This window comes from Sphingopyxis sp., assembly GCF_036261875.1.
Lineage (GTDB): Bacteria > Pseudomonadota > Alphaproteobacteria > Sphingomonadales > Sphingomonadaceae > Sphingopyxis.
In genome coordinates, this window is sequence record NZ_DATAJZ010000039.1 from 126147 (window position 1) to 151147 (window position 25001).

Consider the following 25001-nt stretch of genomic DNA (forward strand, 5'->3'; position numbering starts at 1 on the left):
CATGAGCGATTGTGGCTGCGAAGCCGACGAAAAGCGCGCGGGCATCGACCCCGCCTACCGTCGCGCGCTCTGGATCGTCGTCATTCTCAACCTTGGCTTTGGCGTGATCGAACTGGCCGGCGGCTTCCTCGCGCGCTCCCAGGCTCTCAAGGCCGACTCGCTCGATTTCATCGGCGATGGTTCGATCACTCTTATTGGACTGATCGCGCTTGGCTGGACCGCCGTCGCGCGCAGCCGCACGGCGCTGGTTCAGGGCTGTTTTCTCGCCGTCCTGGGACTCGGCGTCATCGGATCGGCGATCTGGCGCTCCTTCCATGCGATCGCGCCCGAGGCCGATCTCATGGGCGGCATCGGTGTCGTAGCGCTGCTCGTCAACATCTCGGCGGCGCTGGTGCTCAGCCGCTTCCGCAACGAAGGCGACGCGACGGCGCGCGCGATCTGGCTGTTCTCGCGCAACGATGCCCTTGCCAATGTGGCGGTTATCGTCGCGGCTGGCCTGGTTGCGGTGACTGGCAAGGCCTGGCCCGACCTTCTCGTCGCCGGCGTCATCGCGCTGCTCTTTCTCCACTCGGCCTATGACATCATCCGCGACGCGCTGCGCGAACTCGCGTCGCATAAGTCCGGAGGGGCCGCGGTATGACCGAGGCCCATTATACCCCGCCGCTCGGCACGGGCGACACCGCCGACTATGATCGGGCGATCCGCCGCTGGACGCGAGAAATGCGCTGGCGCGGTGCGATGCTTGATCTGCTCGGCGCGCGCGCTGGCGAGACCGTTCACGACATCGGCTGCGGCACTGGCAGTTTCGCAGTGATGCTCAAGGCCGCAGCGCCCGAAGTCGCGGTTGTCGGCGTCGATCCCGACACAGAAGCTCTCGCAATCGCGCGCAGCAAGGCCGAGTCCGCGGGCGTTTCGATCGAATGGCGCCAGGGCTTTGCCCGCGACATCGAACCCGCTGCCGCAGACGCTATCACCTCGAGCCTGATGTTCCACCAGGTCCCGCTGGCCGAAAAGCGAGCCGGTCTCGCAGCCATGCATGCGGCGCTGCGCCCGGGCGGACGCCTGCTGGTGGCCGATTATGGCAAGCAGTCGGGCCTGATGCGCCTCTTGTTCCGGCTGACCATCCAGCGTCTCGATGGGGTCGAGGACACGCAGCCCAACGCCGATGGCGTGCTTCCCGGGCTCATGGAGGAGGCCGGCTTTGCCGCAGTTCAGGAAGCGCGGCATTTCCCCACCGCTACCGGCACGATTACCTTGTTCCTGGCGCGGCGCGACTAGGCCCGGCGCGGGGTCTTCGCCCGGTTGAGCCAGAAACCCGCGGCAAGGATGATCGCCGCGGCAAGCTGCGCCAAAATGGTCTGGGCCGTGGGGTATATCCCCAACATCGTTATCCGCGGAAATCCGGTTATGGGCGTTACGCCGAGCAGCCCGGCTTCCTGAAGCCCGCCAATTCCCTTGCCCGCCAGCACAACGGCCAGAATCGCGATCAGGGCCGCGCTCCAGGAAAAGAATTGTGTGATCGGCAGCCGGGCACTGTAGCGCAGCATGGCCCAAGCGATCAGCGCGAGCAGGCCGGCGGCTGACGCTGCGCCCGCCAGCAAGGCGCCGCCATTTCCCTGCGCCCACAAGGCGGCGTAAAAGAGGATGGTCTCGAACACCTCGCGATAGACGACGAGGAAGGTCAGCCCGAACAGGAACCAAGCCGAGCGGCGCGACAGAGCCGCGGAGATTTTCTCCTTGATATAGCGTTGCCAGGCCTCGGCATTGCTTTTCCCGTGCATCCAGATGCCGACGGAGATCAGGATGATCGCGGCGAAGAGCGATCCGAAGCCTTCGGTGAGTTCGCGCGACGCCCCGCTGATTCCGATGAAATAGGTGGCTACGAACCAGGTCAGCGCGCCTACTGCCAGAGCGGAAACCCAGCCGCCATGAACATATGCCATGACGTCGGTTCGCCCTGTTTTGCGCAGAAATGCCATCATCGCGATGACGATCAGCAGAGCCTCAAGACCTTCGCGCAGAAGGACCCCGAAGGCGCCGAGGAAGCTCGACGATGCGCTCGCCTGTTCGGGCGCGAGCGCAGCCTCGGCTTCGACGAACAGCCGGGCGACTTCGGCATTCGCTGCCTCGACTTCCGCGACCGGCCGCCGCTTGCCGATAGCTGAGCGTAAATGTCCCATCGCCATTTCGATACTGGCCATCAAGTCCGGATCGCGGGCCGCGAGGACCGGCTCAACCGGCTCGAAGCCGTCGAGATAAGCGGATAATGCCAGATCGGACGCGGTGTTATGGTCGCCGGCAGCATAGGCCTTCAGGCTTGCTTCGAGGCGCTGACGCGACAGCGCCAGCGAGCCCGCCGGTTTCTGAATCACAACGTCCGGCTGGCGGCGCAAAAAGGCGGTCAGCGGCCCGGCTTTGTCCTCACCCAGCTCGTCCGCGAGTTTCGCAGGCGTCTTGCCGACGAGGCCTGCAAGGTCGGGTATGGCAGCGCGACCAGCCGGATCCTTTTCCCATATTTGCCGGCCCGCAGATCGCGTCGATTCGGGGTAGGCGAAACTGCCGACATAGAATGAGAGAGCCCAGCGATCGGCGTCCGGAAGGTCTCCAAAGCTCGCCATCGACGTGCCTTCGAGGCCCTGCGTGATTACCTGATAAAGCGCGAACAAGCTTCGTTCGCGCGCCCGCCCGCGATCGGTGAAGGCGATCGGGGGCGGGTCGAGCTGCGCAGCACCAGGGCCATTTCCAGCGCCGGTCGCGCCATGACAAATGGCACAATTCTCCGTATAAAGCTTTGCGCCACGCGCGAGATCGGGAGCCGATCGCGGTGCGAGCGGCACTGGATAGCTCGAAAGCAAGGCATCGGCGAGCCCCCGCGATTGCTCCTCGACGGTCGCCGGCGCGGATTTTGCGGCGATCGACTGCCGCAGGGCGGCGGCGCGCGCCAAAAGCTGCGGCTTCGCTGTCTTTTGCGGCAGGCGCTTCAATCGCCCTTCGACCTGTGCGGCGAATTCCGTCATCTCGGCATATTCCGCCGCACTGACGATCTTGCCGCCCGACACCGCACCGGGATAATCGACGGCCACATAGTCGAGCAGACGCCAAATGGTCTGAACCTCGGGTTCGCTCGCGCGCGCCGGTTGCAAGGCAATCAAGACCAGCAGCAAAGCGCTGAAAGCCGCGCGGGGCAGTGTGCGCGCCAATGCGAAGGATTTGCGGTTCAAGGGACGCGCCACGGCAGTTGCCTCTATTGAGAATGATTAGCACGCCGTTAGGGGCTGCGCAGCCGATACGGAAATCTTTTCTGATCCGCGAACCGACGGTCTTGCTGGCCAACTTGCTGGATTATCGGTGCGCAAATAGCCGCTTGACCCTCTAGCGGCTACAGGGTGCAAAAGGCTGCCCGAATCGGAATGCAGGGGATGATCCATGGACTCACGGATTCGGGAAACGGCGCTTGCGCTGATCCGCGATGAAATGCAGCGATACCGGGCAGGACGGCGGGCTTCGGACCAGGTTGCGGCATGGCACGCCCTCGAACGCGCACATATTTTGGCGCAGCCCTATTTTGTCGCTCATCTGGCTTCGCATTGGCATATGCTCGGCTTCGCCCTGACGCTGAAAGACTGGCGCGAGGCGGCTGGGCAAATCTTCCGGCTCGCTCTCGTCCCTCTTGGATCGCTGACCGGCCGTCTTCCGACGGGCAATATCGGACGCGCGCGGGTCAGTGCGTTCCAGCCAATGCCGCTACCGGCCGATCTGGCAGAACGGCTCTCACCGCGCGACAGCGCGGCGCGGCGCTGAATATGTCTGCTCCGATGGTGCGATGGCTGATGATCCTTGCGATGCTGTTCTGCAGCCTGCAGCCTGCTGAGCCCGCCTCTGCCCATGTGTCGGACCGTGCCCCCGCTTTTCTGGCCGCATTCGACGGCGGCGGAACGGATTCGCGCGAGCCGCACTCGAAAATCGCGCATGCGGGCCATCATCATTGCCCGGTGGCACCTGCCCCGGGGCAAGCCGTACCCGCGGCCGCCACGGCTTTCGCGAGCGCGCCGGTCTTTGCCGCAGCGGCCGTTGCGCTCGCCTCACGCGCATCGCCACCGCTTCTCGATCCGCCGCTCGCCTGACGGTCTCGCCGCGGCCGCCGCGCTCTTCGCGGCGTCGGTTCTCTCGATCAACCAGGATGGATCATTATGTACAGGTTCGTAGCTGCCCTTGTGGCAGCCACATCATGTGTCGCGATGGCGCAGGCGCAGGAGGTCACCGAAGCGAGGCCGCCGATCGCGGGATCGCTTCTTTCAATCGATGATGCGGTGGCCTTGGCCGGCGGAAGCGCACCAGCGGCCGAAGCCGCCGAAGCCGAGGTCGATGCTGCGCAGGCCGCGCGGCGCGTAGCCGGACTGCGGCCCAATCCTGCGCTCAATGTCGAGGTCGAAAATTTCGTCGGCACGGGTCCCTATAATGGGATCAACGGCGCCGATGCGACGGTCAGCGTCGCGATCCCGCTCGAACTGGGTGGAAAGCGACAGGCGCGAATCGCGGTCGCCGACGCGCAGGCGCGCCGCGCGTTGCTCGCGCAGACGATTACCCAGGCCGACATTCGCCTTCAAGTAACCGAGCTCTATGTCCAGGCAGTGGCCGCCGACGTGCGGACGACAATCGCAGAGGATCAGTTTCGGATTGCGAGCGACACCGCGCGCGCTGCCGGCATTCGTGTGAAGGCCGGGCGCGCTTCACCGCTCGAAGAGGAGCGAGCCGAAGTTGCGCGGCTCACGGCCGCGGCCGAGACCGAAAAGGCGCGACGTCTCGCCGTCGCCGCCCGCGCCAGTCTCGCGCGCCGCATCGGGCGCGCGATTGAAGGCCCGCTCGATATCGGGATTCTCGGCACGCCACGAAGCGCGGCAGCCGGCCCACCGCGTCCCGCGTCGGCGGCCGGCACGCTGGCGCTGGCCGCCGCCGATGCCGATCTGGCGACTGCCGATGCCGGTGTCCAGCTCGCCCGTTCGCAGCGCGTGCCCGATCTGACGGTCGGTCCTGGAGTTCGCCGCCTCGAGGCGACCAACGATGTCGCGGCGGTGTTCAGTATCTCGATGCCGCTCCCGCTGTTCAACAACGGCCGCGCCGATGTCGACCAGGCGAACGCCGAGCGCCGCCGGGCCGATGCGCAGCGGCGCGTTACTGCTCTCGATATCGAGCAGCAGATCAGTGATGCCGAAGTCGAAGCCGCGAATGCGGCCGCGGCGGCGCGCGTCGCGAGCGGCCCTGCACTGTCTGCTGCGATGGAAGCGGCTCGAATCGCGCGCATCGGCTACCGCGAGGGCAAGTTCGGCCAGCTCGAGTTGCTCGATGCCGAGCGGACGCTGACCGAGATGCGCTCGGCGTCGATCGAGGCGCTCGCATCCTATCAACTTGCCAAGGCCCGGTTGGAACGCCTCACGGCTCCCGCGCCCATCGAAGGGAATTAGACCATGAATATGAACCGGAAATTGGCGCTGGCACTCACGATGCCGCTCCTTCTTGCCGCTTGCGGCAGCGGCGGCGCCGTCAAGGAGGCCGGGGAGCATGGCGAAGGCGAAGCTGGGCCAGCCAGCGAAGAAGGTCAGATCATGCTCTCCGCGGAACAGATCAAGGTGGCCGGCATCGTGCTGGGCCGTCCGACGACCGGCGCCGCGGGCGCGCTTCAGCTTCCGGCGACGATCGAAGGCGATCCGCAAGCCACCCAGGCTGTTTCGGCCGCGATCGGCGGGCGGATCGTCGCCCTGAACCGCAATTTCGGGCAAAGCATCGGCCGCGGTCAGACGCTGGCGGTCATCGAGAGCCGCGAGGCAGCGCAGCTACAGGGCGAAGTCGAAGCGTCGCGGGCGCGGCTTGCGCTCGCCACCTCGAATCTCGCGCGCGAGGAGCGACTTTTCGCGCAGCGCGTGTCGCCCGAACAGGATGTGATCGCGGCGCGCACCGCAGCGACCGAAGCACGCATCGCGTACCGGCTCGCACAGCAGCAAGTGTCGGCCGCCGGCGGTGGCGGCGGGCAGCTCAATCGCATCGCGATTGCCGCGCCGATTTCGGGGCAGGTGATCTCACGCAGCGTCGTGCTCGGGCAGACGGTCGCCGCGGATGCCGAACTCTATCGGGTCGCCAATCTTTCCAGCGTGTCGCTGTCGCTCAATCTGCAGCCGGCAGATGCGGGCCGCATTCGGCCGGGCGCGCCCGTCTCGGTCAGCGCGGCCGGCCGCCAGGCAACCGGAAAGATCAGCTTCATCTCTCCCGCACTCGATCCTGTAACGCGCCTTGTACCGGCGATCGCCCTCCTCGACAATCGAGCCGGACAGTGGCGGGTCGGCGAAGCGGTGACGGCCTCGGTCGAACTGGCGGGTGAGGGAGGCAGCAACATGATCAGCGTGCCTTCCACCGCTATCCAGACTGTCGAAGGCAAAAGCGTTGTGTTCGTGCGCACGAAGGGCGGCTTCGAAACCGTTCCCGTGGTGCTTGGCGACCGTTCGGGAACCAATGTGATCATCCGCTCCGGGCTCAAAGGCAGCGAGCAGATTGCCATCGCCAACAGCTACGCCCTCAAGGCGGAACTCGGCAAGGGCGAAGCGGGCGAGGAGGATTAAGCCATGATCGCCCGCATTGTCACCTGGGCCGTTGAGAAGCGCTGGCTTGTCATCCTCCTTACCGTCGTCGCCGCCATTATTGGCGCCTCCGCCCTGTCGCGCCTGCCGATCGACGCCGTCCCCGACATCACTAACAATCAAATCCAGATCAATGTCCGCGCGCCGGCGCTTTCCCCCGAACTCGTAGAAAAACAGGTCGCCTTTCCGATCGAGACCGCGCTCGCCGGCATTCCGGGGCTCGACCATACCAGGTCGCTCAGCCGCAATGGCTTTGCCCAAGTAACCGCAGTGTTCGACGATAGGACCGATATCTATTTCGCACGGTCGCAGGTCGCCGAGCGCCTGAATGGCGCGGCGGAGAATCTGCCCGCCGGGGTCCAGCCCGAGATGGGGCCGATCGCGACCGGGCTCGGCGAAGTCTATATGTGGACAGTGCGGCTCGCGCACCGCAAGGACGACGCCCACAAGGCCGGCGAGCCGGGACTCCAGCCCGACGGGAGCTATTTGACGCCCGAGGGGGACAGGCTGGTCAGCGAAGCCGACAAGGTGACCTATCTGCGCACGACGCAGGACTGGATCGTCACACCCCTCCTCAAAAATGTCCCCGGCGTCGCGGGGATCGATGCGATCGGCGGCTATACGAAGCAATATCTGGTCGTTCCCGACATCCAGCGTCTGGCTGCGCTCGACCTCACTCTCACGGACCTCGCCGAGGCTCTCGAACGCAACAATACAAGCGTCGGCGGCGGCGTCGTCAACCGCAACGGCGAAGGGCTTGCCGTCCGATCCGATGCCCTGGTTCGCGACACGGCGGAGTTAGCGCGGGTGGTCGTTGCGACGCGCGCCGGGGTTCCGATCACCGTCGACCAGGTGGCGGCGGTTCGCACCGGGCAAGCGGTCCGCATGGGCTCCGCATCGGAAAATGGCAGCGAGGTGGTCGTCGGTACGGCGGTGATGCGGATCGGCGAAAACAGCCGGACGGTGGCAACCGCGGTCGCCGATCGGCTGGAGGACATCAACGCATCGCTTCCGGCCGATGTCGTTGTCCAGCCGGTGCTCGATCGCACCAAGCTGGTCAATTCGACGATCTGGACGGTCGGCAAGAATCTCACCGAAGGCGCGCTGCTCGTCATCGTCGTCCTGTTCCTGCTGCTCGGCAATTTCCGGGCGGCATTGATCGCAGCCCTGGTCATTCCCATCACCATGCTGCTGACCAGTTTCGGCATGTTGCGCACGGGCGTCTCGGCGAATCTGATGAGCCTCGGCGCACTCGATTTCGGGTTGATCGTCGATGGCGCGGTCATCATCGTCGAGAATGCGCTCCGCCGCATGGCCGAGTATCAGCATCGCGAAGGCCGAGTCCTCACGACCGAGGAACGGCTTGCCACGGTCGCTGCTGCTGCCCGCGAAATGATCCGCCCATCGGTTTATGGCCAGGCAATTATCATCCTCGTCTATATTCCGCTGCTCACCTTGAGCGGGGTCGAAGGCAAAACTTTCATCCCGATGGCGCTGACGGTCATCATGGCGCTCGGTTTCGCGTTCGTGCTGTCGCTCACCTTCATACCCGCCGCCATCGCCATCTGGCTCTCGAAACGCGTCGAGGAGAAGGAAGGACGGATCATGGTCTGGCTCAAGCAGCGCTATGAGCCCCGCCTCGACCAAGCCATGAACAAGCCTTCGCTGACGCTGGGGGCAGGGATCGGCGGTTTCGCCGTCGCGATTGCGGCCTTCCTGTCGCTCGGACAGGTCTTTCTCCCGCAGCTGGATGAAGGTGATCTCCTGATCCAGGCGTTTCGCATTCCTTCGACCTCGGTCGAGCAGAGCCAGGCGATGCAGGTTCCCATCGAGCGTTTGTTGTCGCGGCAACCCGAGGTCGCCTTCGCATTTTCGAAGACCGGGACGGCGGATCTCGCGGGCGATCCGATGCCGCCCTATGCGACCGACAATTTCGTGATTCTGAAACCGCGCAAGGCGTGGCCCGATCCGAGCCTCACAAAGGCCGATCTCGTCGAGCGGCTCGAGGGCGACCTGAACAAGATTCCGGGCAATGCCTATGAAATCACCCAACCGATCCAGATGCGTTTCAACGAACTCATTGCCGGGGTGCGGGGCGACCTGGCGATCAAGGTGTTTGGAGATGACTTTGACGCCATGAACCGGACCGCACGGCAAATTGCGGCCGTTCTCGAGAAAACCGAAGGGGCAACCGACGTCCGTGTCGAGGAGACCGAGGGACTGTCGATGCTCGACATAAGGGTGAACCGCGACGCGATGGCGCGGATGGGGGTTACGGCCCAGGATGTTCAGGATGTCGTGACCGCGACGATCGGCGGCCGCGAAGCCGGCACGATCTACGAGGGTGACCGGCGCTTTCCGGTCGTGGTGCGGCTCTCGGACGCGCAGCGCGCGGACCTTTCGGTCCTCGAGCAGGTGCAAGTGCCGGTCGCGGGGGGCGCCTTTGTGCCGCTCGCGAGCGTCGCCGATATCCGTATCGTCGACGGCCCGAACCAGATCAGCCGCGACAATGGCAAGCGGCGCGTGGTGGTGCAGGCCAATGTGCGAGGCCGCGCCGTCTCCGATGTTGTCGAGGACGCGCGCGCGGCAATCGCGAAGAATGTCCGCTTGCCCGCGGGCAGCTATCTCGAATGGGGCGGGCAGTTCGAGAATCTCGCCTCGGCGCGCGCGCGTCTGCAATTGGTGATCCCGGCCTGCTTCGCACTGATCCTGTTGCTCCTGTATGGCGCACTCGGATCGGCGCGCGATGCCGCGATCGTCTTTACCGGCGTCCCGCTGGCGCTGATCGGCGGCGTGCTGGCGCTCTTCCTGCGCGGGATGGATTTTTCCATCTCGGCGGCGGTCGGCTTTATCGCGCTGTCGGGGATTGCGGTCCTCAACGGGCTCGTGATGGTGTCGTCGATTCAGGATTTGATGCGTGCGGGTGTGGGGCGGATCGAGGCCGCACGCCAGGGGGCGCTACAGCGCCTGCGCCCGGTCGTCATGACCGCGCTCGTCGCAAGTCTCGGGTTCGTCCCGATGGCGCTCGCGACCGGCGCGGGCGCCGAAGTGCAAAAGCCCCTCGCGACGGTGGTGATTGGCGGACTGATCTCGGCTACACTTTTGACTCTCTTCGTCCTTCCGACGCTCTACGCGCGTTATGGGGGTGGGGGACTAAGGCGAGAGCAAAGGATGGACGATGGCGCACACGCATGATCATGGCGATAGTGGCCATGGCGGGCACGATCATACGGCGGGGGCGAACAGCCGGAGCCTGACGATCGCGCTGGCGCTGACCGGCACCTTCCTCGTCGCCGAACTGGTGGGGGCGTGGCTGTTCAACAGCCTCGCCCTCCTCTCCGATGCAGCCCATATGTTTACCGATGCAGCGGCGCTCGCGATCGCGCTGGCGGCGATCCGGATCGGGCGGCGACCGGCCGACAACAAGCGCACCTATGGCTACCGTCGCTTCGAAATCCTCGCCGCGGCCTTCAACGCCCTGTTGCTCTTCGCAGTCGCCGCTTATGTGCTCTACGAAGGCATTCAGCGCTTCGTCGAGCCGCAAGAGGTCCAGTCGCTCGGTATGCTCGCCGTCGCGGCGGTGGGCCTGATCATCAATCTTATCGCCATGCGCGTGCTCGCGGGCGGCAAGGATGATAGCCTCAACGTCAAGGGTGCCTATCTCGAGGTCTGGGCCGACATGCTGGGATCGCTCGGCGTCATCGGCGCCGCGGTCCTGATCTATTTCACCAACTGGAGCTGGGTCGACCCGGTGGTCGCGATTGCGATCGGTCTTTGGGTGCTGCCGCGCACCTGGATCCTGCTGCGCGACACGACCAACATCCTGCTGCAAGGCGTCCCGCGCGGCGTCGATCTCGCCGCCGTTCGCACGGCGATTGCCGACGCATCCGGCGTCGCGGAAGTTCACGATCTTCATCTCTGGTCGATCGCCGGCGACGACTTGAGCCTCACCGCTCATGTCGTCTTGACGGACGAGGCGACAGCCGAGCCCATCCGGCTGGCGGTGTCGGAAATGCTCCATGCGAAATTCGATATCTCGCATGCGACCCTCCAAATGGAATCGACGAGCGACCGATGCGCTGAGCCGGAGCATGATTAGTCGGGCGCAAGGCAGGATTTCGTGCCTATATGCTTTAGCGCCGACGCCGCTCGGCCGCAAAACCCCGATCGGTTGCCATGAAGCGTTCGATCATCGGCACCGCGATTTTTTCAGGCGGTAGAGGCTCGGCGAGGCCAGTGGCCTTCGCATGGACTTCGGCATAGGCAAGCAGCTCGCGGTGAAGCGCGCCCGGTAGTTCGACCGATAACTTCACGGGCTTATCGTCGGCAATGACGCCCAGCCTGAGCTTGCTCATGGCGCAGCTCCCTCATCGGGATCGAGGATCAGGTCGCGCGTCACGATGACGCGCAACGCAAAGCCGGGACGGATCGTGATAGTCGGAGGCACATTCATCTCGCGCTCGACAAGCCGCCGGCCCGACTGGTTGATCGTATCCTGTGACCCGTCGCGAAGGGCGCGAACGATCGCGTCATCCCCATCCGAACCAAGCTCGGCACCGACGCCGAGCAAGGTCGAGATCAGTGCCGCGCGCAGCATCGATCCCCAATGATGGTCGGTGCGATCGGCGAGCCCCGCCATGCCGCGGGCATCGGCGCCTGGCTGACGATCGAGGCGGATCGAGCGACCACCGGGCAGGATCAGCCTGTCCCAAGCCAGCAATACGCGTTTCTGCCCCGCAGCGATCTCGCTGTCATATTCGCCGATGAGCCGCGCGCCCTGCGGAATGAGCAAGGTTCGGCCGGTCGGGCTGTCATAGACATTTTGCGTCACCTGCGCGGTGACCTGGCCCGGAAGATCGGACCGGATGCCGGTGATCAGCGCCGCCGGGATGAGGCTTCCGGCCTGGAGGATATAGGGCGAACTCGGTGCCTGGATGCGCGCGGCGCTTTCGATCGGGGTGCGGCTCCCGCCAGCTAGAAAAGCGCGCCGCCCGTCCGTCGCGGTTCGCTCCTCGCCGTCGGGTATCGGCTCCGTGCCGAGGGGACGATCGACCAAAGCGGGCATCGCGTCAGACACCGATGCGGCGGAAGAGCCCCCACCAAGAAAGAGGCGGCTCGTCTGCGCACTCTCGCGCTCCTGCCGCGCCCGCTCGCGCGCGTCTTCGGCGGGTGACCGGCCACCTGCTGGAGGGTTTCCGATGGGCGGGACCGGGATCGCTTCGCCGTCCTGCTGCGCCGAGACAATCGGCCGGCCGAGGTCGCCAGGTAGCGGCGGCCCGAGCTTCGGCACCTTGCCATAATCGGCGGGCGCGCCCGTCACGACCTCGGCGCGGTTCGCCGTGTCGGTCGAATAGAGATTATCGTGCGACTTGGGCGCAGAGGGTTGCAGCGCCCAGAGCAAGGCTCCGCCAATCGCGATTCCCCCAGCCGCGCCGATAGTCGCGAGCGTCTTGCGCGACAGGCGCATGACCCGCGGCGGGTCACCGCGCAAACGGAAGGCGTCGACGACCGGCGGTTGCGCGGCGCGATTTTCATCGCCCGGCTCCTCGGCGGGCGGCGCGGCCTGGTCCTGGCGCCCGGTCATGCCCGGCCCCGGCGGCGCGGCGTCTCGCGCTCGATCCGGACAGTCCGCGCCTGTTTCCCCGCCCCCAAGCGGAGTTCGCCGCGCTCGAACAGGCGGTCGACGATCATGTAGCGCCCCTGCACCCGGTAGTTGACGAGTTCGGCCTCGCCGCTGCTGCCGATCACGAACAGCGGCGGCATGTCGCCGGTGGCGATTTCTGCACCGAATTCGATGAAGAGCTGGCGCGTGTCGTCGAACGCGCGGACGGGGCGCCAATCAACCTTGTCGCCCGATATCCGGTATCGGAAATTCAGCGCGGCCAAATCAATCGCCCCGGCGACGGGCGCGGCGCGCGCCGCTTCGGCCTTGGCGACTTGCAAGGCGATGAGCTCGTCCGCCGGATAGGTCCAGGAAACCGATGCCATATAGGATGCGGCGGTCGCGCGCAGTTCGACATGATAGGTACGCCGGTCGGTGTTGATGATCATGTTGGTCATGATGTCCGAGCGGGTTGGCTTCACGAGGATATGGACGCGGCGCCGCGCGCCCGCACCGCTCACCGTGTCGCCGATAATCCAGCGCACCGTGTCGCCCGAGGCGACCGGACCCGGACCGACGAGCTGCTCGCCTTCCTGCAAGACGATGTCGGTGACCTGCCCCGGCGCAGCATAGACTTGAAACAGCGCGCCTTCGGACCAGGCATATTGCTGGATCGCATTGCGATAGCCTTGGCGGTCGGGCTGGACGCGCGCCTCGGCGTTGGCGCGACCGACGCGCTGGCGGGGATCGGCAGTATCGCCTGCCGTGACGGGTACGGCGAACAAGGCAAGGGCGACCCCGAGCGCGATCGGGAGGGATTGTGGCGTCGTCATTGGCTGAGTTCCTTTGACCAGTTGATGGCGGTGACAAAAAGCCCGAGCGGATTTTTCGTGATCGCGTCGGGGGTGCGTGGCGGCTGGAGCGTGACGGTGACGATCGCCGACCAGCGCGAGCGCTCGATCAGGCTCCCGTCCTGATAGCGGCGCTCGGTCCACGCGATGCGGAAGCTGTCCTTCGAGGCGCGAATGACGCTCGAGACATCGACCGCGACCTGGAACTTGCCGACCTCGGCGAAGGGATCGTTGGTCCGCGCATAGTCATTGAGCGCCTGCGCCCCGGTGGCGCTCGCGAAGTCATAGGCACCGAGCCAGTCGGCGCGGAGCACGACCGGATCGGCGGGGATCGAGCGGACATGCTCGATGAAGCGCGCGAGGTGGAAGGCGATCTGCGGATCGGTCGGCCGATAATCTGCGTCGGCCGGCGCGACGGCGCGCGCGGCGCCAAGCTTGTCGACCTCGACAACCCAGGGCGTGATCGTGCCGCGCGCGGCCTGCCAGACGAGGCCGGCGGCGAGGCCGCCCGAGATCAGGAGCGAGCCGAAGAAGGCAAAGCGCCAGCTGCGCGCCTGCACCCGCGCCGATCCGATCCGGTCGTCCCAGACCTGCGCGGCGCGCTGATAGGGTGTGACCGGCTCGGGCGCGCGGCCATAATGATTGGAGGGCCTTTTGAACATGGGATCAGTCCTTTTCGCTGATGTCGGGCGCCGATCCGGCGCCATGGCTGTCGCCGCCCTTCAGGGTCTGGGCGCCGATGGTCGCGCCCTGCGTCATCGTCTGGCGCCGCCGCATCGCGGCTGCCCAGGGCGGGGGTCCGTCCGCGCCGCGCGCGGGCGCCGCGCTAGCGGATGCGCCATCGCGGCCAGCCGCGAAGTTCGACCGGATGCGCTCGGCCATGCTGCGAACCGGAGCAGCAGCGCCGCTGGCCGCGGTCCGCGCCACATTGGCGAGCCCCGCCCCAACGGCTTTTGCCCCGCTCTTCCCGGCCGATCCTGCGGCATAGGCAGCCGAAGCACTGCCCGCTCCGCGCGCGCCGGCGGCAGTCGCCCCGCGCGCCGCGGCTGCGGCGGCTCCTGTTGCGAGCGTTGCCCCCGCTGCCCCGGCAGCGAGCGTCGCGCCGGCCGCGACCGCGGTTCCTGCCGCCGCGCCAGCCCCAAGCTGCGGGCCGCCGGCGACGATGCCATTGGCAATCGAAGGACCGAAGATGCCGAGGCCGAGGAGGGTCAATGCGCCGAGTGCGATGGCCATGACCTGTTCGATGTCGGCCTCCTGCCCAAGCCCCGCCTGCATGAAGCGATCGAACAGGGTCACGCCGATGCCGGTGATGACCGCGAGGACCAGCACCTTAATGCCCGACGAGACGATATGCCCCAGCACGCGCTCGGCCATGAAGGCGGTGCGGCCGAAGAAGGCAAAGGGCAGCAGCACAAAGCCGGCGAGGGTCACCAACTTGAATTCGAGGATGGTGACGAAGACCTGCACCGCGAGGATGAAGAAGGCGAGAACGACGATCACCCAGGCGATCAGCAGGATCATGATCTGCACGAAATTGGTGAACAGGCCAACGGGCCCGACCAGATCCGCCGATGCGTCGAGCAAAGGCTGCGCGGCATCGATGCCCGTCGCGGCGACGACGCCGGGGCGCATGAAGTCGCCAATCGCCATCGCACCGCCGCTCGCTTTCAATCCAAGCCCCGCGAAGCTTTCGAGCAGGATGACCGCAAGCGTCTGGAAATTGCCGATGATGAAGGCAAAGACACCGATATAGAGTGTCTTCTTGACGAGGCGCTGGATGATGTCCTCGTCGGCGCCCCACGCCCAGAACAGCGCCGCGATCGTCACGTCGATGACGATGAGGGTCGAGGAGAGAAAGCCGACCTCGCCGCCGAGCAGGCCGAAGCCGCTGTCGATATAGGTCGAGAAGACCGACAGAAACTGGTCGATCACGCCGGTGTCTTCCATGCGGCTAGTCCTTCTGTCCAAAGAAATGGCGGCGCTTCGCCTCCCAGGCGGCAGCGCATTCGGTGTCGGCCACGGTCGCGGTGCGGCAGCGCTCCGAAACGGTCGAGGTGACGGGGCGGGCGTCCGCCGCGATCCTGTTCAGTGAAGACGCATCGGGCGCGGGCGGCGAGGAGAGGTGCAGGATAGCCAGCGCCATGAGCACGCCGCCGAGCGCCGCAACCGAAGCGATCTTCGCCGCCCGGCCCATCTCAATCGGCCTTGCGGAAGCGCCGGAAGCGTTCGCGGCCTTCGGCTTCGGCGGCGGCGCTGCGCGCGGCGTCGAGCATCTGGGCGCGGCCCTGCGCGGCGATCGCGGCGGCGAGATCGGAGAGCTGCTGCGACTGGACGGCGAGGATCTGATTGCCGGCCTGCGCTGCCTGCAAGGCGCCCGTCGCCGACTGGCTCGCCGAGACGAGCGTGCCGATCGACTGGCGCGTCCCGCCAATATTGGTCACGACGCCGGCCTGCACCTTCATCGCATCCTGAAACGCGCCGACGCTATCGTTCCAGCGCGCCTCGGCATTGGCGACCATCGCGGCCTGCGGCGCCGACAAGGCCGCGCCGCTGTAGCGGGCATCGAACGCGGTCTGGATATCGCCCACGTCATAGGCAACGCGCTGCGCTTGCCCGAGCAATTGGCGGGTGCGATCGACCTGACCCTGTAGTTCCTGAAGGGTCGAGACCGGCAGGCTCGTCAGATTGCGCGCCTCGTTCGCAAGCGAAGTGGCTTGGTTCTGCAGCATGCTGATCTGATTGTTGATCTGCTCGAGGGTGCGCGCGGCGGTAAGGATATTCTGCGCATAGTTGCGCGGATCGTGGACGATGCCGCCGACCTGCGCCGCGGCGGGGGCGGATGTACCGATCGCGGTCACGGACGATCCGGCGAGCAGGGCGGCGAACAGCGCCCGGTTGATCAAAGTCTTCATGGCATTCACTCCTTAAGGTGGTCGGGGGTTTCGAGATTGGCGAGGAGATCGGCGGCCCAGTAGAGGCCGCGGTGGCGGAGCCAGAATTCGGCGAAATCGGCATGGCCGCGGGCTTCGATCAGCTCGCCGATCTTGATCTGGTCGGTTTTCGAGGAGGCGGCGGTAAAGGCGAGCGCGACATCGCCAAGGCCGAGTTCGAACAGCCGGTTCCCGCGCCGCGACTGACAATAATAGTCGCGCTTCGGGGTCGCCCGGCTCAATATCTCGATCTGGCGATCATTGAGCCCGAAGCGCTCGTAGATGCGCGCGATCTGCGGCTCGGCAGCGCGTTCGTTGGGCAGGAAAATGCGTGTCGGGCAGCTTTCGACGATCGCCGGCGCAATGCGCGAGCCTTCTATGTCGGCGAGACTCTGGGTCGCGAAGATCACGCTCGCATTCTTCTTGCGGAGGGTTTTCAGCCATTCGCGCAGCTGCGCCGCGAAGGCAGGGCTGTCGAGGATGAGCCAACCCTCGTCGATGATGATCAGCGTCGGCGACCCGTCGAGCCGGCCTTCGATGCGGTGAAACAGATAGGCGAGAACCGACGGCGCGGAGGATGCGCCGACCAGCCCTTCGGTTTCGAGCGCCTGGACGCGCGCCGTCCCAAGATGCTCGGCCTCGGCGTCGAGCAGCCGGCCCCAGGGACCGCCGACCAGATAGGGCGCGAGCGCGAGCTTCAACTCCTGCGACTGGAGCAGGACGGCGAGGCCGGTCAGCGTCCGTTCCGACACAGGCGCGCTCGCCAGCGAATTCAGCGCCGACCAGATATGCTCCTTGGCGGCCGGATCGACATCGACCCCTTCGCCCGCAAGCAAGGCGGCGAGCCATTCGGCTGCCCAGGCGCGCTCGGCCGCTTCGTCGATGCGCGCAAGCGGCTGCAGGGCGACCGATCCGGCGCTGCCGGCATCGTGCAGCGCGCCGCCGAGATCCTGCCAGTCGCCGCCCATCGCGATCGCCGCGGCGCGGATCGAGCCACCATAATCGAAGGCGAAAATCTGATTGCCTTCATAGCGGCGGAACTGGAGCGCCATCAGCGCGAGCAGCACCGACTTTCCGGCGCCGGTCGGTCCGACCACCAGCATATGGCCGACATCGCCGACGTGAAGAGTGAGGCGGAACGGGGTCGAGCCTTCGGTCTTGCCGTAAAGCAAGGGGGCTGCACCGAAATGCTCGTCCCGCTCCGCCCCCGCCCACACCGCCGACAGGGGAATGAGGTGGGCGAGATTGAGGGTGGAGACCGGGGGCTGGCGGACATTGGCATAGACATGGCCGGGGAGGCTCCCGAACCAGGCTTCGAGCGCATTCACGCCTTCGACCGTGCAGGTGAAGTCGCGGCTCTGGACGATTTTCTCGACGAGCCTGAGCTTCTCGGCCGCGAGCGCCGGATCGCGATCCCAGACGGTGATCGTCGCGGTGACATAGGCGATACCCGCCTCGTCGGCGCCAAGTTCCTGGAGCGCCATGTCGGCATCGGCCGCCTTGTTCGAGGCGTCGCTGTCCATGAGGACCGACGCCTCATTGGTCATCACCTCCTTGAGGATCGCGGCAATCGACTTGCGCTTGGCGAACCATTGCCGCCGTATCTTGGTCAGCAGCTTGGTCGCATCGGTCTTGTCGAGCATGATCGCGCGTGACGACCAGCGATAGGCGAAGGCTTGGGCGTTGAGTTCGTCGAGGAGGCCGGGGAAGGTGACGCTCGGAAAACCGGTGATGGTGAGCGTGCGCAGATGATGGTCGCCGAGCCGCGGCTCGAGACCGCCGACCAGCGCCTCGTCGGCGAGCAGCGCATCCAGATAGGCGGGGGTTTCGGGAACGCGGACGCGCTGGACCTTGGTCGAGATACAGCTGTGGAGATAGGTCAGCGTCTCGCCGTCACCCAGCCATTCGGCCTCGGGCATGAAGCCTTCGACGAGATGAAGCATGCGCCCGGTGCGGTCGATGAAGCTTTTCAGCAATTCCTTGGGGTCGACACCGGTCTTCGAGCGCCCCTCATAGAGCCAGGCCTCGGCGCGCGCGGCTTCCTCGGCGGGCGGCATCCACAAGAGCGTCAGATAGTAGAAGCTCTCGAAATGCGCGCCTTCCTCGCGGAATTGCTCGCGGCGTTCGACATCCACCAGCTCGGAAACCACATCGGGGAAGTCCGACACGGGATAGGACAGCGCGGGCACGCGCTGCGCCTCGACGAACACGGCCCATCCCGAGCCCAGCCGCCGGAGCGTGCTGTTGAGCCGCGCGGTCACCGCGACGAGCTCGGCGGGCGTGGCGCTGTCGAGATCGGGGCCGCGGAACCGCGCGGTGCGCTGGAACGAGCCATCCTTGTTGAGGACGATCCCCTCGGCGACGAGCGCCACCCAGGGCAGGAAATCGGCGAGCGAAGCGGATTTGGTGCGATATTCGGAGAGGTTCATCATGGCTGCATCCAGACGGGATATTTGAGGTGACGCCGGGCGACGTCGACGAACTGCGGGTCGTGGCGCGCGGCCCAGACCGAGAGGGCGTGGCCGATCGCCCAGATGGCGAGGCCGGCGAGCCAGAGCCGAAGGCCAAGGCCGATCGCGCCGGCGAGCGTGCCGTTGACGATCGCCAGGCTGCGCGGCGCGCCGCCGAGCAAGATCGGTTCGGCCAGCGCGCGGTGGACCGGCGCGAAAAAGCCCGGCACCTCGCCGTCGCGGCCCATCAGACCAGCGCCCCGCCGCCGAAGGAGAAGAAGGACAGGAAGAAGCTCGACGCCGCGAAGGCGATCGACAGGCCGAAAACGATCTGCACGAGCCGGCGAAAGCCCCCCGACGTGTCGCCGAAAGCAAGGCTGAGGCCGGTGACGATGATGATGATCACCGCGACGATCTTGGCGACCGGCCCTTCGATGCTCTCGAGGATCGACTGGAGCGGCGCCTCCCAGGGCATCGACGAGCCGCCGGCATGGGCCGGCACCGAGAGGGCGATGGCGATGGTGAAGGCGGCGGCGCCCACCATCGCGCGATTGGGACAGGCAAATTTCATGACAGGTCTCCTGCGTGAACAGAGGGAATGAGGCGATATTCGCCGGTCGCCGGGTCGAGCCCGTCAACGCGCGTCAGTTCGGACAGGCGGCGGCCGGTGCCGTCGCGGACGAGCACGGCCACAAGATCGATCGTCTCGGCGAGCAAAGCGCGCGGGACGGTGACCACCGCCTCCTGGATCAGCTGCTCCATGCGGCGGAGCGCGCCGAGCGCGCTGCCGGCATGGATCGTGCCGACCCCGCCCGGATGGCCGGTGCCCCAAGCCTTGAGCAGGTCGAGCGCCTCGGCGCCGCGCACTTCGCCGATCGGGATGCGGTCGGGGCGCAGCCGCAAGGAAGAGCGGACAAGATCGGAGAGTGAAGCGACCCCGTCCTTGGTGCGCATCGCGACGAGATTGGGGGCGGCGCATTGCAGTTCGCGCGTGTCCTCGATGAGAATGATGCGATCGCTGCTCCCGGCGATCTCGGCGAGCAGCGCGTTGGTGAGCGTCGTCTTCCCGGTCCCGGTGCCGCCCGCGACAAGGATATTGAGGCGATCGCGGACGGCGGCGCGGAGCAAGGCGGCCTCGCCGGCAAGCATGATGCCGGCCGCGACATAATCTTCGAGCGAGAAGACCGCGATCGCGGGCTTTCGGATCGCGAAGGTCGGCGCCGTCACGACCGGCGGCAGCAGCCCCTCGAAGCGCTCTCCGCCCTCGGGCAGTTCGGCCGAGACGCGCGGGGCGGCGGCATGGACTTCGGCGCCGACATGGTGGGCGACGAGCCGGATGATGCGCTCCCCGTCCGCAGGGGTCAGTGTCCGGCCGCTGTCCGCGATGCCCTCGCCCAGCCGATCGACCCACAGCCGGCCGTCGGGATTGAGCATGATTTCGATGATCTGGGGATCGGCGAGCCATTCGGCGATCGCATCGCCGAGCGCCGTGCGCAGCATGCGCGCACTGCGATGACGTGCCTCCAGCCGGTTCGGTTCTGTGCCCATCGGGAACCCCGTTTTCAGGGCCGGGCGGACGTGCCCGGCTCGACGGGGACGAGTAAGAGACGCAGAAGAAACCCGAATTCAACAAGGTTTTCGCGCCGTCGTACCGTCTCGTAGAAAGACAGGCCGTGGCGTAGGTCGCTCCGCATCGGAACGGATAAAAATCATGCTGGAACTTGTGAAACGCCCGATTTTGACAACAGTGTAACTATGACTGATTCGGGGTCGCAGCCGTCAGAGGATGAATTGTGCTGGGCGCGGCTCACGGACAAGCAGCGCGCTTGCCTCGATCTTGTGCTTGAGCATCAGACCTCAAAGCAGATTGCGCGGCGGCTCAATATCTCGAAGCAGGCCGTCGATTTGAGGCTTACGACCGCACGCGATATTCTGGGAGCAGCCGACCGAGCCGAGGCGGCCGTCCGCTATGCGCATCTCAAGCAGACCTATGACCGGATACCATGGGACGCGATCATACTACCGGCGCCGGCCAAACTGATGGCATCCGATTTCCCGGACGGAGAGCCGGCCGCATGGGCGCTGAACGATCACGCGTCGCTCGCCAAGCATCCCATTGCGATCGACTCCCCGTCCAAGGGTCTCTGGAGGCACGATCACGCGCGTTCGAGCAAAGTCTGGATCATGGCGGCGATGTTTGCCGGGTTGATCCTGCTGACGCTGGCGGGGGTGACGATCGGTGAAACGCTGACGCGGCTGATCTCCGGCTGATCCTTTCATCCTGTCCACCACCAATAAGTCGGAGCGATGCTTCCGGCAGAGGAGAAGTCATGTCCCAAGCACTTACCATCACGGCAGCCCGTCTGATCCGCGACGTACCCGCCGCCGAAGTCAGGATCGACGATGCGCTCATCGCAGTGTCTTCGCTGATGACGAGCATCGTCACCGCGCGGCGCGACACCGCCGGGGTGCCGGCGACCAGAGGGCAGGCAACGATCCGCCGATTGATGAAGGCGCAAATGGCGCTGGTCGATGTCAGCGGCGATATCCTGCGGGTTCATGGCGAACTCGCCGATATCGGGCGCGAGACAGCGGGTTATGACCTCCATGAATGTCCTTCGATTGCGGAAGCGGGGACGAGCGTGCGGGCGGCCGCGGCCTGACGCCGGTTGACCGGGAGCGACAGCCGTGAAAGTTTCAGGGCATGCGCATCGCCTTGTTTCTTGCTTTCTTGGCTGTTGCTGTCGGCTATGCGGCCTGGAAAGGCGGCGGGCCGGAACGAGCGATGGCGGGAATCGCAGTGACGATGGTGGGCTTGGATCAGTTGCTCCACCTGTTCGTTCCGCCGACCTTCGCATCGCTCGACACCGGTCATCTTGCGATCGACCTGTTTGGAGCCGCATCCACCGTCACGCTCGCGCTGTTTGCGCATCGCTTCTGGCCCATGTGCATCGCGGTTTTGCACATGGTCCCGCTCCTTGCGCACTCGACCCGGATTCTCGACGTGGCGCTGAATCCGGCAGCCTATCTCGCGATGCAGGTGGCGACGTCCTGGCCGGTGCCGGCGATCCTCATCCTCGCAACCTGGCGTCACCAGCGTCGGTTGGCGCGCGGCGACAGCGAGCCATCCTGGCAAATCTCGTCGCCGCCATCGATCCCGAGCATTGCGAGTCCCTAGCCGAGCGCTTGCTTGCCGAGCATCGGACACTCGCGCGCCTCTTCGCGCAGTCACCCGAAGCGCTGGCACGAACGCTCGGCAAGGACAGTCCTGTCGGCGCCATGATCGTTGCCGCGCGACGCGTGTCACTGGAGGCCATGCGTGCAGAGCTTAGCGGTCGCGGCATCGACCCCGACAATCCCAAATTGCTGCGTTATCTGAGGGCATCGATGGGGGCGCTTCCCGATGAGGCGCTGCGCGTGCTGTTCCTTGACTCCTCGCACCGCCTCATTGCGGATGAACAATTGCAGCGCGGAACGCTCGGCCATCTCGCAGTCTATCCCCGCACGATATTTCGGCGGGCGATCGAGCTCGACGCCGCCGCGATCATTCTCGTCCACAACCATCCGAGCGGCGATTCGACGCCGAGTCGGTGCGATATCGAGACGACTGAGCGTCTGGCTACGATCGGGCAGACGCTCGATGTCGAGGTGCTGGAACATATCGTTGTCGCGCTCCGGGGGCATCACACGATTCTCCGAGGCCGCGCACCTTCCAGCTTCACGTCCTCACCCGCCACGATACTTCGCGACAGGAATGCCGATTGGCGGAACGCACCCGATGTCGGCTTGGCGCTCGCCAACGCGCAACGCGTATCGCGGCGGCGCCTGCTGCGCCGCCAGCTTGTCGGCGCCGACGATCTGTTCGGCGAACCGGCCTGGGACATGCTCATCGATCTTTTCATCCACGAGGCCACGGCCAAATCGGTGTCGACCAGCTCGCTTTGCATTGCGTCGGGACTCCCGATGAGCAGTGCCCTGAGGTTGCTACAGCGCCTTTGCGACGCCGACCTAGTGACACGCGAAGCAGACCGCTACGACGGACGACGCAATTTCATCCGGCTGATGCCCGATCTCGCGCATCGCCTCCTGGCCTATTTCGCGGCGGGCGACGAATGATTGCCGTCCACATCGCGGGACAATTCGTCACCAAGCTTCGGCCCGAGCTCCATGCGGCGGCTCAGCGAATCGACAAAGGCCTCCCACCGTTTCTTGCCGGTCACTTGCGCCGCCCGCAGCGCCGCGTCGGGGAGCGGGGGATTGTTGATCAGCCAGGAGCGAACGAACAGCGCGAAACCTTCGTTCGACAATTCGACATGCCATTCGAGCCGGTCGAGTTGCCGCGACAGCCGATCGAGCCGCCGCGTCAGCACGGCCTCGAGCCGCTCCTCATGATCGGGAGTGAGCAAGGATGCGAGCGCCGCCTCCACGATGTCGGTGCGCGTGATCCGGCGGCTGCTCGCACGCTCATCGAGCTGGCGCGCCAGCACGCTATCGATCCGAAAGGTCCGCTTGACCGACGACTTTCTCATAATTCGATCCCGTCGTCGGGATCCTGCGACGCGAGGCGAGCGCCACGGCGCATAGCCCGGTCGGCGGCCTGCCGATCGCGAGCAGGGTCTTCGTCACGCTCTTCAGTCGCAAAGTCGAATTCGCTGACTGCCTGACCCGGCTCGGGAGCGATATTCTCATGGTCGGGTATCGCTGGCTCCTGCCGGATACCGCTGTTGGCGTCGTTATCATCTTCCTCGCCATCGACCGCATCGGCGATCTCATCATGCGCCGCACTTTCAACCGTCCCGTCTAAAATATCAGTAGGCGGGGCCAAGGCGCTCCAGTCGTCGGAACGACATTCGCCGACGTCTAGCGGCACGGGCGGCGGCAGGATCCGCGCCATGAACCGGGGGTCGGTATAATATCGAGCTTTGCTCGCCCGGATCGGCGCGACGCCAGCGACCATGACGATTTCCTGATCAGGCGGCAGCTGCATGACCTCACCGGGTGTCAGCAGCGCGCGGGCGGTCTCGGTCCGCGAGACCATAAGATGCCCAAGCCAGGGCGAAAGCCGATGCCCGGCATAATTCTTCATCGCGCGCATTTCGGTCGCTGTGCCGAGCGCGTCCGAGATCCGCTTGGCCGTCCGCTCGTCGTTGGTCGCGAAGCTAACGCGGACGTGGCAATTGTCCAGAATCGCGTTGTTCTGGCCGTAGGCCTTTTCGATCTGATTCAAGGACTGGGCGATCAGAAACGCCTTGATCCCATAGCCAGCCATGAACGCCAGCGCGCTCTCGAAGAAGTCGAGCCGCCCCAGTGCAGGAAATTCATCGAGCATAAGCAGGAGCCGCTGGGACCGCGCTCGCGGATTGAGTTCCTCTGTGAGCCGCCGCCCGATCTGATTGAGGATCAGGCGAATGAGCGGCTTGGTGCGGCTGATGTCGCCGGGCGGCACGACGAGATAGAGCGAGGTCGCTATCTCTCCTGCCACAAGGTCGGCGATGCGCCATTCCGAGCGCCGCGTCACCGCCGCGATGACGGGATCGCGGTAAAGTCCGAGAAAGGACATGGCGGTCGAAAGCACGCCCGACCGCTCATTGGCCGACTTGTTGAGCAAATCCTGTGCCGCGGCCGCGACGACGGGATGGACGCCCGCCTCGCCGAGATGCGCGGTAGTCTGCATGATGCGCAGGGTCGTGGCGATGCCGCGCCGCGGATCGGACAGGAACGCCGCAACACCAGCAAGCGATTTATCCTTCTCGGCATAAAGGACGTGCAGGATCGCGCCGACGAGCAGCGAATGGCTTGTTTTCTCCCAGTGGTTTCGCTTCTCAAGGCTTCCTTCCGGATCGACAAGCACGTCGGCGACATTCTGCACGTCGCGCACTTCCCATTCTCCGCGCCGCACCTCGAGGAGCGGATTATAGGCGGCCGATGCGATATTGGTGGGATCGAACAGCAGGACGCGCCCATGCTGCGCCCGGAACCCCGATGTCAGCTGCCAGTTCTCGCCCTTGATGTCGTGCACGATGCAACTGCCCGGCCAGGTCAGCAGCGTCGGTACGACAAGGCCGACACCCTTGCCAGATCGTGTCGGCGCGAAGCAGAGGATATGTTCGGCGCCATCATGGCGCAAATAGGTCCGGCCAAAGCGCCCCAGGATAACGCCTACATCGCCAAGCATGCCGGCGCGGCGGATATCGCCCGCATCGGCCCAGCGGGCCGAACCATAGGTTTCGGCGCGCTGCCGCTCGCGGGCACGCCACACCGACATCGCGATCGCAACGATGATCGAGACGAAACCGCCCGACGCCGCGATCATGGCGCCGCGGTAGAAAATCGGCGGCGCGTAAGCGTCGTAGGCGAACCACCACCAAAAGAAGGCGGGTGGCGGATAGACCGGATAGTCGCCGATACGGAACCAGGGCGCGCCGAGCGCCGGCTGAAATCCAAGCGCGCCCGCGGTCCACTGCGTTGCTGCCCAGACCGCGAAGATCACGATCGAACCGACGGCGGCAATCTGGCCCCAGAGGATCTTGTCGTTCATT

General features: G+C 65.6%; 26 protein-coding genes. 12 read left to right on the forward strand and 14 right to left on the reverse strand.

What is annotated here, in order from left to right:
- Position 1: 1 nt before the first annotated feature.
- Positions 2-640 carry a cation transporter gene (locus tag VHO04_RS17230; protein ID WP_329629447.1) on the forward strand — a complete coding sequence of 213 codons (639 nt, stop codon included), beginning with the start codon at positions 2-4 and terminating at the stop codon, positions 638-640.
- Positions 637-1278: a class I SAM-dependent methyltransferase gene (locus tag VHO04_RS17235; RefSeq protein WP_329629448.1), complete on the forward strand. Its 642-nt coding sequence runs from the start codon at positions 637-639 to the stop codon at positions 1276-1278. Before VHO04_RS17230 ends, VHO04_RS17235 begins: the two co-directional genes overlap by 4 nt.
- Here VHO04_RS17235 and VHO04_RS17240 read toward each other — a convergent pair.
- Entirely contained in the window at positions 1275-3221 is a 1947-nt protein-coding gene (locus VHO04_RS17240; RefSeq protein WP_329629449.1) for a cytochrome c/FTR1 family iron permease, read from the reverse strand. The genes VHO04_RS17235 and VHO04_RS17240 overlap by 4 nt on opposite strands.
- A gap of 205 nt (positions 3222-3426) precedes the next feature.
- Between VHO04_RS17240 and VHO04_RS17245 the strand changes: the two genes are divergently transcribed.
- The 6 genes from VHO04_RS17245 (at position 3427) to VHO04_RS17270 (ending at position 10728) form a co-directional block, all read left to right on the forward strand.
- Complete coding sequence (locus VHO04_RS17245; protein ID WP_329629450.1) at positions 3427-3801, forward strand: DUF3703 domain-containing protein; 375 nt, start codon at positions 3427-3429, stop codon at positions 3799-3801.
- Positions 3802-3815: 14 nt separating this feature from the next.
- Positions 3816-4124, forward strand: coding sequence for a hypothetical protein (locus tag VHO04_RS17250; protein ID WP_329629451.1), 309 nt, complete (start codon positions 3816-3818; stop codon positions 4122-4124).
- A 66-nt stretch (positions 4125-4190) separates the two neighbouring features.
- Positions 4191-5462, forward strand: coding sequence for a TolC family protein (locus VHO04_RS17255; protein WP_329629452.1), 1272 nt, complete (start codon positions 4191-4193; stop codon positions 5460-5462).
- A gap of 3 nt (positions 5463-5465) precedes the next feature.
- On the forward strand, positions 5466-6611 hold the full coding sequence (locus VHO04_RS17260) for an efflux RND transporter periplasmic adaptor subunit (protein ID WP_329629453.1): 1146 nt from the start codon (positions 5466-5468) through the stop codon (positions 6609-6611).
- A 3-nt stretch (positions 6612-6614) separates the two neighbouring features.
- A complete protein-coding gene (locus tag VHO04_RS17265) occupies positions 6615-9824 on the forward strand; it encodes a CusA/CzcA family heavy metal efflux RND transporter (RefSeq protein ID WP_329629454.1) in 3210 nt (1069 codons plus the stop codon).
- Positions 9808-10728 carry a cation diffusion facilitator family transporter gene (locus VHO04_RS17270; RefSeq protein ID WP_329629455.1) on the forward strand — a complete coding sequence of 307 codons (921 nt, stop codon included), beginning with the start codon at positions 9808-9810 and terminating at the stop codon, positions 10726-10728. The genes VHO04_RS17265 and VHO04_RS17270 overlap by 17 nt, the downstream gene beginning before the upstream one ends.
- Before the next feature lie 34 nt (positions 10729-10762).
- Here the strand turns inward: VHO04_RS17270 and VHO04_RS17275 are convergent, their stop codons facing one another.
- The 11 genes from VHO04_RS17275 to trbB are packed head-to-tail and all read right to left on the reverse strand — an operon-like array spanning position 10763 to position 20010.
- Positions 10763-10984: a DUF2274 domain-containing protein gene (locus tag VHO04_RS17275; protein WP_329629456.1), complete on the reverse strand. Its 222-nt coding sequence runs from the start codon at positions 10982-10984 to the stop codon at positions 10763-10765.
- Positions 10981-12213, reverse strand: a complete 1233-nt coding sequence (locus VHO04_RS17280) for a TrbI/VirB10 family protein (protein WP_329629457.1) — start codon at positions 12211-12213, stop codon at positions 10981-10983. Before VHO04_RS17280 ends, VHO04_RS17275 begins: the two co-directional genes overlap by 4 nt.
- A complete protein-coding gene (trbG, locus tag VHO04_RS17285; RefSeq protein WP_329629458.1) occupies positions 12210-13064 on the reverse strand; it encodes a P-type conjugative transfer protein TrbG in 855 nt (284 codons plus the stop codon). Before trbG ends, VHO04_RS17280 begins: the two co-directional genes overlap by 4 nt.
- Positions 13061-13744, reverse strand: coding sequence for a conjugal transfer protein TrbF (gene trbF / locus VHO04_RS17290; protein ID WP_329629459.1), 684 nt, complete (start codon positions 13742-13744; stop codon positions 13061-13063). The genes trbG and trbF overlap by 4 nt, the downstream gene beginning before the upstream one ends.
- 4 nt (positions 13745-13748) lie before the next feature.
- The gene (gene trbL / locus VHO04_RS17295) at positions 13749-15029 is read right to left on the reverse strand and encodes a P-type conjugative transfer protein TrbL (protein WP_329629460.1); all 1281 of its coding nucleotides are present in this window, start codon (positions 15027-15029) and stop codon (positions 13749-13751) included.
- A gap of 4 nt (positions 15030-15033) precedes the next feature.
- Positions 15034-15276 (reverse strand): putative entry exclusion protein TrbK-alt, encoded by a 243-nt coding sequence (gene trbK-alt / locus VHO04_RS17300; RefSeq protein WP_329629461.1) that lies wholly within the window; start codon positions 15274-15276, stop codon positions 15034-15036.
- 1 nt (position 15277) lies between these two features.
- Positions 15278-15994, reverse strand: coding sequence for a P-type conjugative transfer protein TrbJ (gene trbJ, locus VHO04_RS17305; RefSeq protein ID WP_329629462.1), 717 nt, complete (start codon positions 15992-15994; stop codon positions 15278-15280).
- Positions 15995-15999: 5 nt separating this feature from the next.
- Complete coding sequence (gene trbE / locus VHO04_RS17310; protein ID WP_329629463.1) at positions 16000-18444, reverse strand: conjugal transfer protein TrbE; 2445 nt, start codon at positions 18442-18444, stop codon at positions 16000-16002.
- Positions 18441-18710, reverse strand: a complete 270-nt coding sequence (locus VHO04_RS17315; protein ID WP_294029135.1) for a VirB3 family type IV secretion system protein — start codon at positions 18708-18710, stop codon at positions 18441-18443. Before VHO04_RS17315 ends, trbE begins: the two co-directional genes overlap by 4 nt.
- On the reverse strand, positions 18710-19033 hold the full coding sequence (locus tag VHO04_RS17320) for a TrbC/VirB2 family protein (RefSeq protein WP_329629464.1): 324 nt from the start codon (positions 19031-19033) through the stop codon (positions 18710-18712). Before VHO04_RS17320 ends, VHO04_RS17315 begins: the two co-directional genes overlap by 1 nt.
- Positions 19030-20010: a P-type conjugative transfer ATPase TrbB gene (gene trbB / locus VHO04_RS17325; RefSeq protein WP_329629465.1), complete on the reverse strand. Its 981-nt coding sequence runs from the start codon at positions 20008-20010 to the stop codon at positions 19030-19032. Before trbB ends, VHO04_RS17320 begins: the two co-directional genes overlap by 4 nt.
- A 207-nt stretch (positions 20011-20217) precedes the next feature.
- Here trbB and VHO04_RS17330 point away from each other — a divergent pair, with 207 nt between their 5' ends.
- The 4 genes from VHO04_RS17330 to VHO04_RS17345 are packed head-to-tail and all read left to right on the forward strand — an operon-like array spanning position 20218 to position 22578.
- Positions 20218-20733 carry a helix-turn-helix transcriptional regulator gene (locus VHO04_RS17330; RefSeq protein ID WP_329629466.1) on the forward strand — a complete coding sequence of 172 codons (516 nt, stop codon included), beginning with the start codon at positions 20218-20220 and terminating at the stop codon, positions 20731-20733.
- 59 nt (positions 20734-20792) lie between these two features.
- Positions 20793-21125 carry a hypothetical protein gene (locus tag VHO04_RS17335; protein ID WP_329629467.1) on the forward strand — a complete coding sequence of 111 codons (333 nt, stop codon included), beginning with the start codon at positions 20793-20795 and terminating at the stop codon, positions 21123-21125.
- A gap of 41 nt (positions 21126-21166) precedes the next feature.
- Positions 21167-21640: a hypothetical protein gene (locus VHO04_RS17340; protein ID WP_329629468.1), complete on the forward strand. Its 474-nt coding sequence runs from the start codon at positions 21167-21169 to the stop codon at positions 21638-21640.
- 8 nt (positions 21641-21648) lie between these two features.
- Positions 21649-22578 (forward strand): JAB domain-containing protein, encoded by a 930-nt coding sequence (locus VHO04_RS17345; protein ID WP_329629469.1) that lies wholly within the window; start codon positions 21649-21651, stop codon positions 22576-22578.
- Here the strand turns inward: VHO04_RS17345 and VHO04_RS17350 are convergent.
- Positions 22554-22991: a CopG family transcriptional regulator gene (locus VHO04_RS17350; RefSeq protein ID WP_329629470.1), complete on the reverse strand. Its 438-nt coding sequence runs from the start codon at positions 22989-22991 to the stop codon at positions 22554-22556. The genes VHO04_RS17345 and VHO04_RS17350 overlap by 25 nt on opposite strands.
- A complete protein-coding gene (locus tag VHO04_RS17355) occupies positions 22988-25000 on the reverse strand; it encodes a conjugal transfer protein TraG (RefSeq protein WP_329629471.1) in 2013 nt (670 codons plus the stop codon). The genes VHO04_RS17350 and VHO04_RS17355 overlap by 4 nt, the downstream gene beginning before the upstream one ends.
- Position 25001: the final 1 nt, after the last annotated feature.

What these genes read in the sequence shown, in the direction of transcription:
- VHO04_RS17230 (WP_329629447.1), top strand. Translation starts at nt 2, where the DNA reads ATGAGCGATTGTGGCTGCGAAGCCGACGAAAAGCGCGCGGGCATCGAC.
- VHO04_RS17235 (WP_329629448.1), top strand. Translation starts at nt 637, where the DNA reads ATGACCGAGGCCCATTATACCCCGCCGCTCGGCACGGGCGACACCGCC.
- VHO04_RS17245 (WP_329629450.1), top strand. Translation starts at nt 3,427, where the DNA reads ATGGACTCACGGATTCGGGAAACGGCGCTTGCGCTGATCCGCGATGAA.
- VHO04_RS17250 (WP_329629451.1), top strand. Translation starts at nt 3,816, where the DNA reads ATGGTGCGATGGCTGATGATCCTTGCGATGCTGTTCTGCAGCCTGCAG.
- VHO04_RS17255 (WP_329629452.1), top strand. Translation starts at nt 4,191, where the DNA reads ATGTACAGGTTCGTAGCTGCCCTTGTGGCAGCCACATCATGTGTCGCG.
- VHO04_RS17260 (WP_329629453.1), top strand. Translation starts at nt 5,466, where the DNA reads ATGAATATGAACCGGAAATTGGCGCTGGCACTCACGATGCCGCTCCTT.
- VHO04_RS17265 (WP_329629454.1), top strand. Translation starts at nt 6,615, where the DNA reads ATGATCGCCCGCATTGTCACCTGGGCCGTTGAGAAGCGCTGGCTTGTC.
- VHO04_RS17270 (WP_329629455.1), top strand. Translation starts at nt 9,808, where the DNA reads ATGGCGCACACGCATGATCATGGCGATAGTGGCCATGGCGGGCACGAT.
- VHO04_RS17275 (WP_329629456.1), bottom strand. Translation starts at nt 10,984, where the DNA reads ATGAGCAAGCTCAGGCTGGGCGTCATTGCCGACGATAAGCCCGTGAAG.
- VHO04_RS17280 (WP_329629457.1), bottom strand. Translation starts at nt 12,213, where the DNA reads ATGACCGGGCGCCAGGACCAGGCCGCGCCGCCCGCCGAGGAGCCGGGC.
- trbG (WP_329629458.1), bottom strand. Translation starts at nt 13,064, where the DNA reads ATGACGACGCCACAATCCCTCCCGATCGCGCTCGGGGTCGCCCTTGCC.
- trbF (WP_329629459.1), bottom strand. Translation starts at nt 13,744, where the DNA reads ATGTTCAAAAGGCCCTCCAATCATTATGGCCGCGCGCCCGAGCCGGTC.
- trbL (WP_329629460.1), bottom strand. Translation starts at nt 15,029, where the DNA reads ATGGAAGACACCGGCGTGATCGACCAGTTTCTGTCGGTCTTCTCGACC.
- trbK-alt (WP_329629461.1), bottom strand. Translation starts at nt 15,276, where the DNA reads ATGGGCCGGGCGGCGAAGATCGCTTCGGTTGCGGCGCTCGGCGGCGTG.
- trbJ (WP_329629462.1), bottom strand. Translation starts at nt 15,994, where the DNA reads ATGAAGACTTTGATCAACCGGGCGCTGTTCGCCGCCCTGCTCGCCGGA.
- trbE (WP_329629463.1), bottom strand. Translation starts at nt 18,444, where the DNA reads ATGATGAACCTCTCCGAATATCGCACCAAATCCGCTTCGCTCGCCGAT.
- VHO04_RS17315 (WP_294029135.1), bottom strand. Translation starts at nt 18,710, where the DNA reads ATGGGCCGCGACGGCGAGGTGCCGGGCTTTTTCGCGCCGGTCCACCGC.
- VHO04_RS17320 (WP_329629464.1), bottom strand. Translation starts at nt 19,033, where the DNA reads ATGAAATTTGCCTGTCCCAATCGCGCGATGGTGGGCGCCGCCGCCTTC.
- trbB (WP_329629465.1), bottom strand. Translation starts at nt 20,010, where the DNA reads ATGGGCACAGAACCGAACCGGCTGGAGGCACGTCATCGCAGTGCGCGC.
- VHO04_RS17330 (WP_329629466.1), top strand. Translation starts at nt 20,218, where the DNA reads ATGACTGATTCGGGGTCGCAGCCGTCAGAGGATGAATTGTGCTGGGCG.
- VHO04_RS17335 (WP_329629467.1), top strand. Translation starts at nt 20,793, where the DNA reads ATGTCCCAAGCACTTACCATCACGGCAGCCCGTCTGATCCGCGACGTA.
- VHO04_RS17340 (WP_329629468.1), top strand. Translation starts at nt 21,167, where the DNA reads ATGCGCATCGCCTTGTTTCTTGCTTTCTTGGCTGTTGCTGTCGGCTAT.
- VHO04_RS17350 (WP_329629470.1), bottom strand. Translation starts at nt 22,991, where the DNA reads ATGAGAAAGTCGTCGGTCAAGCGGACCTTTCGGATCGATAGCGTGCTG.
- VHO04_RS17355 (WP_329629471.1), bottom strand. Translation starts at nt 25,000, where the DNA reads ATGAACGACAAGATCCTCTGGGGCCAGATTGCCGCCGTCGGTTCGATC.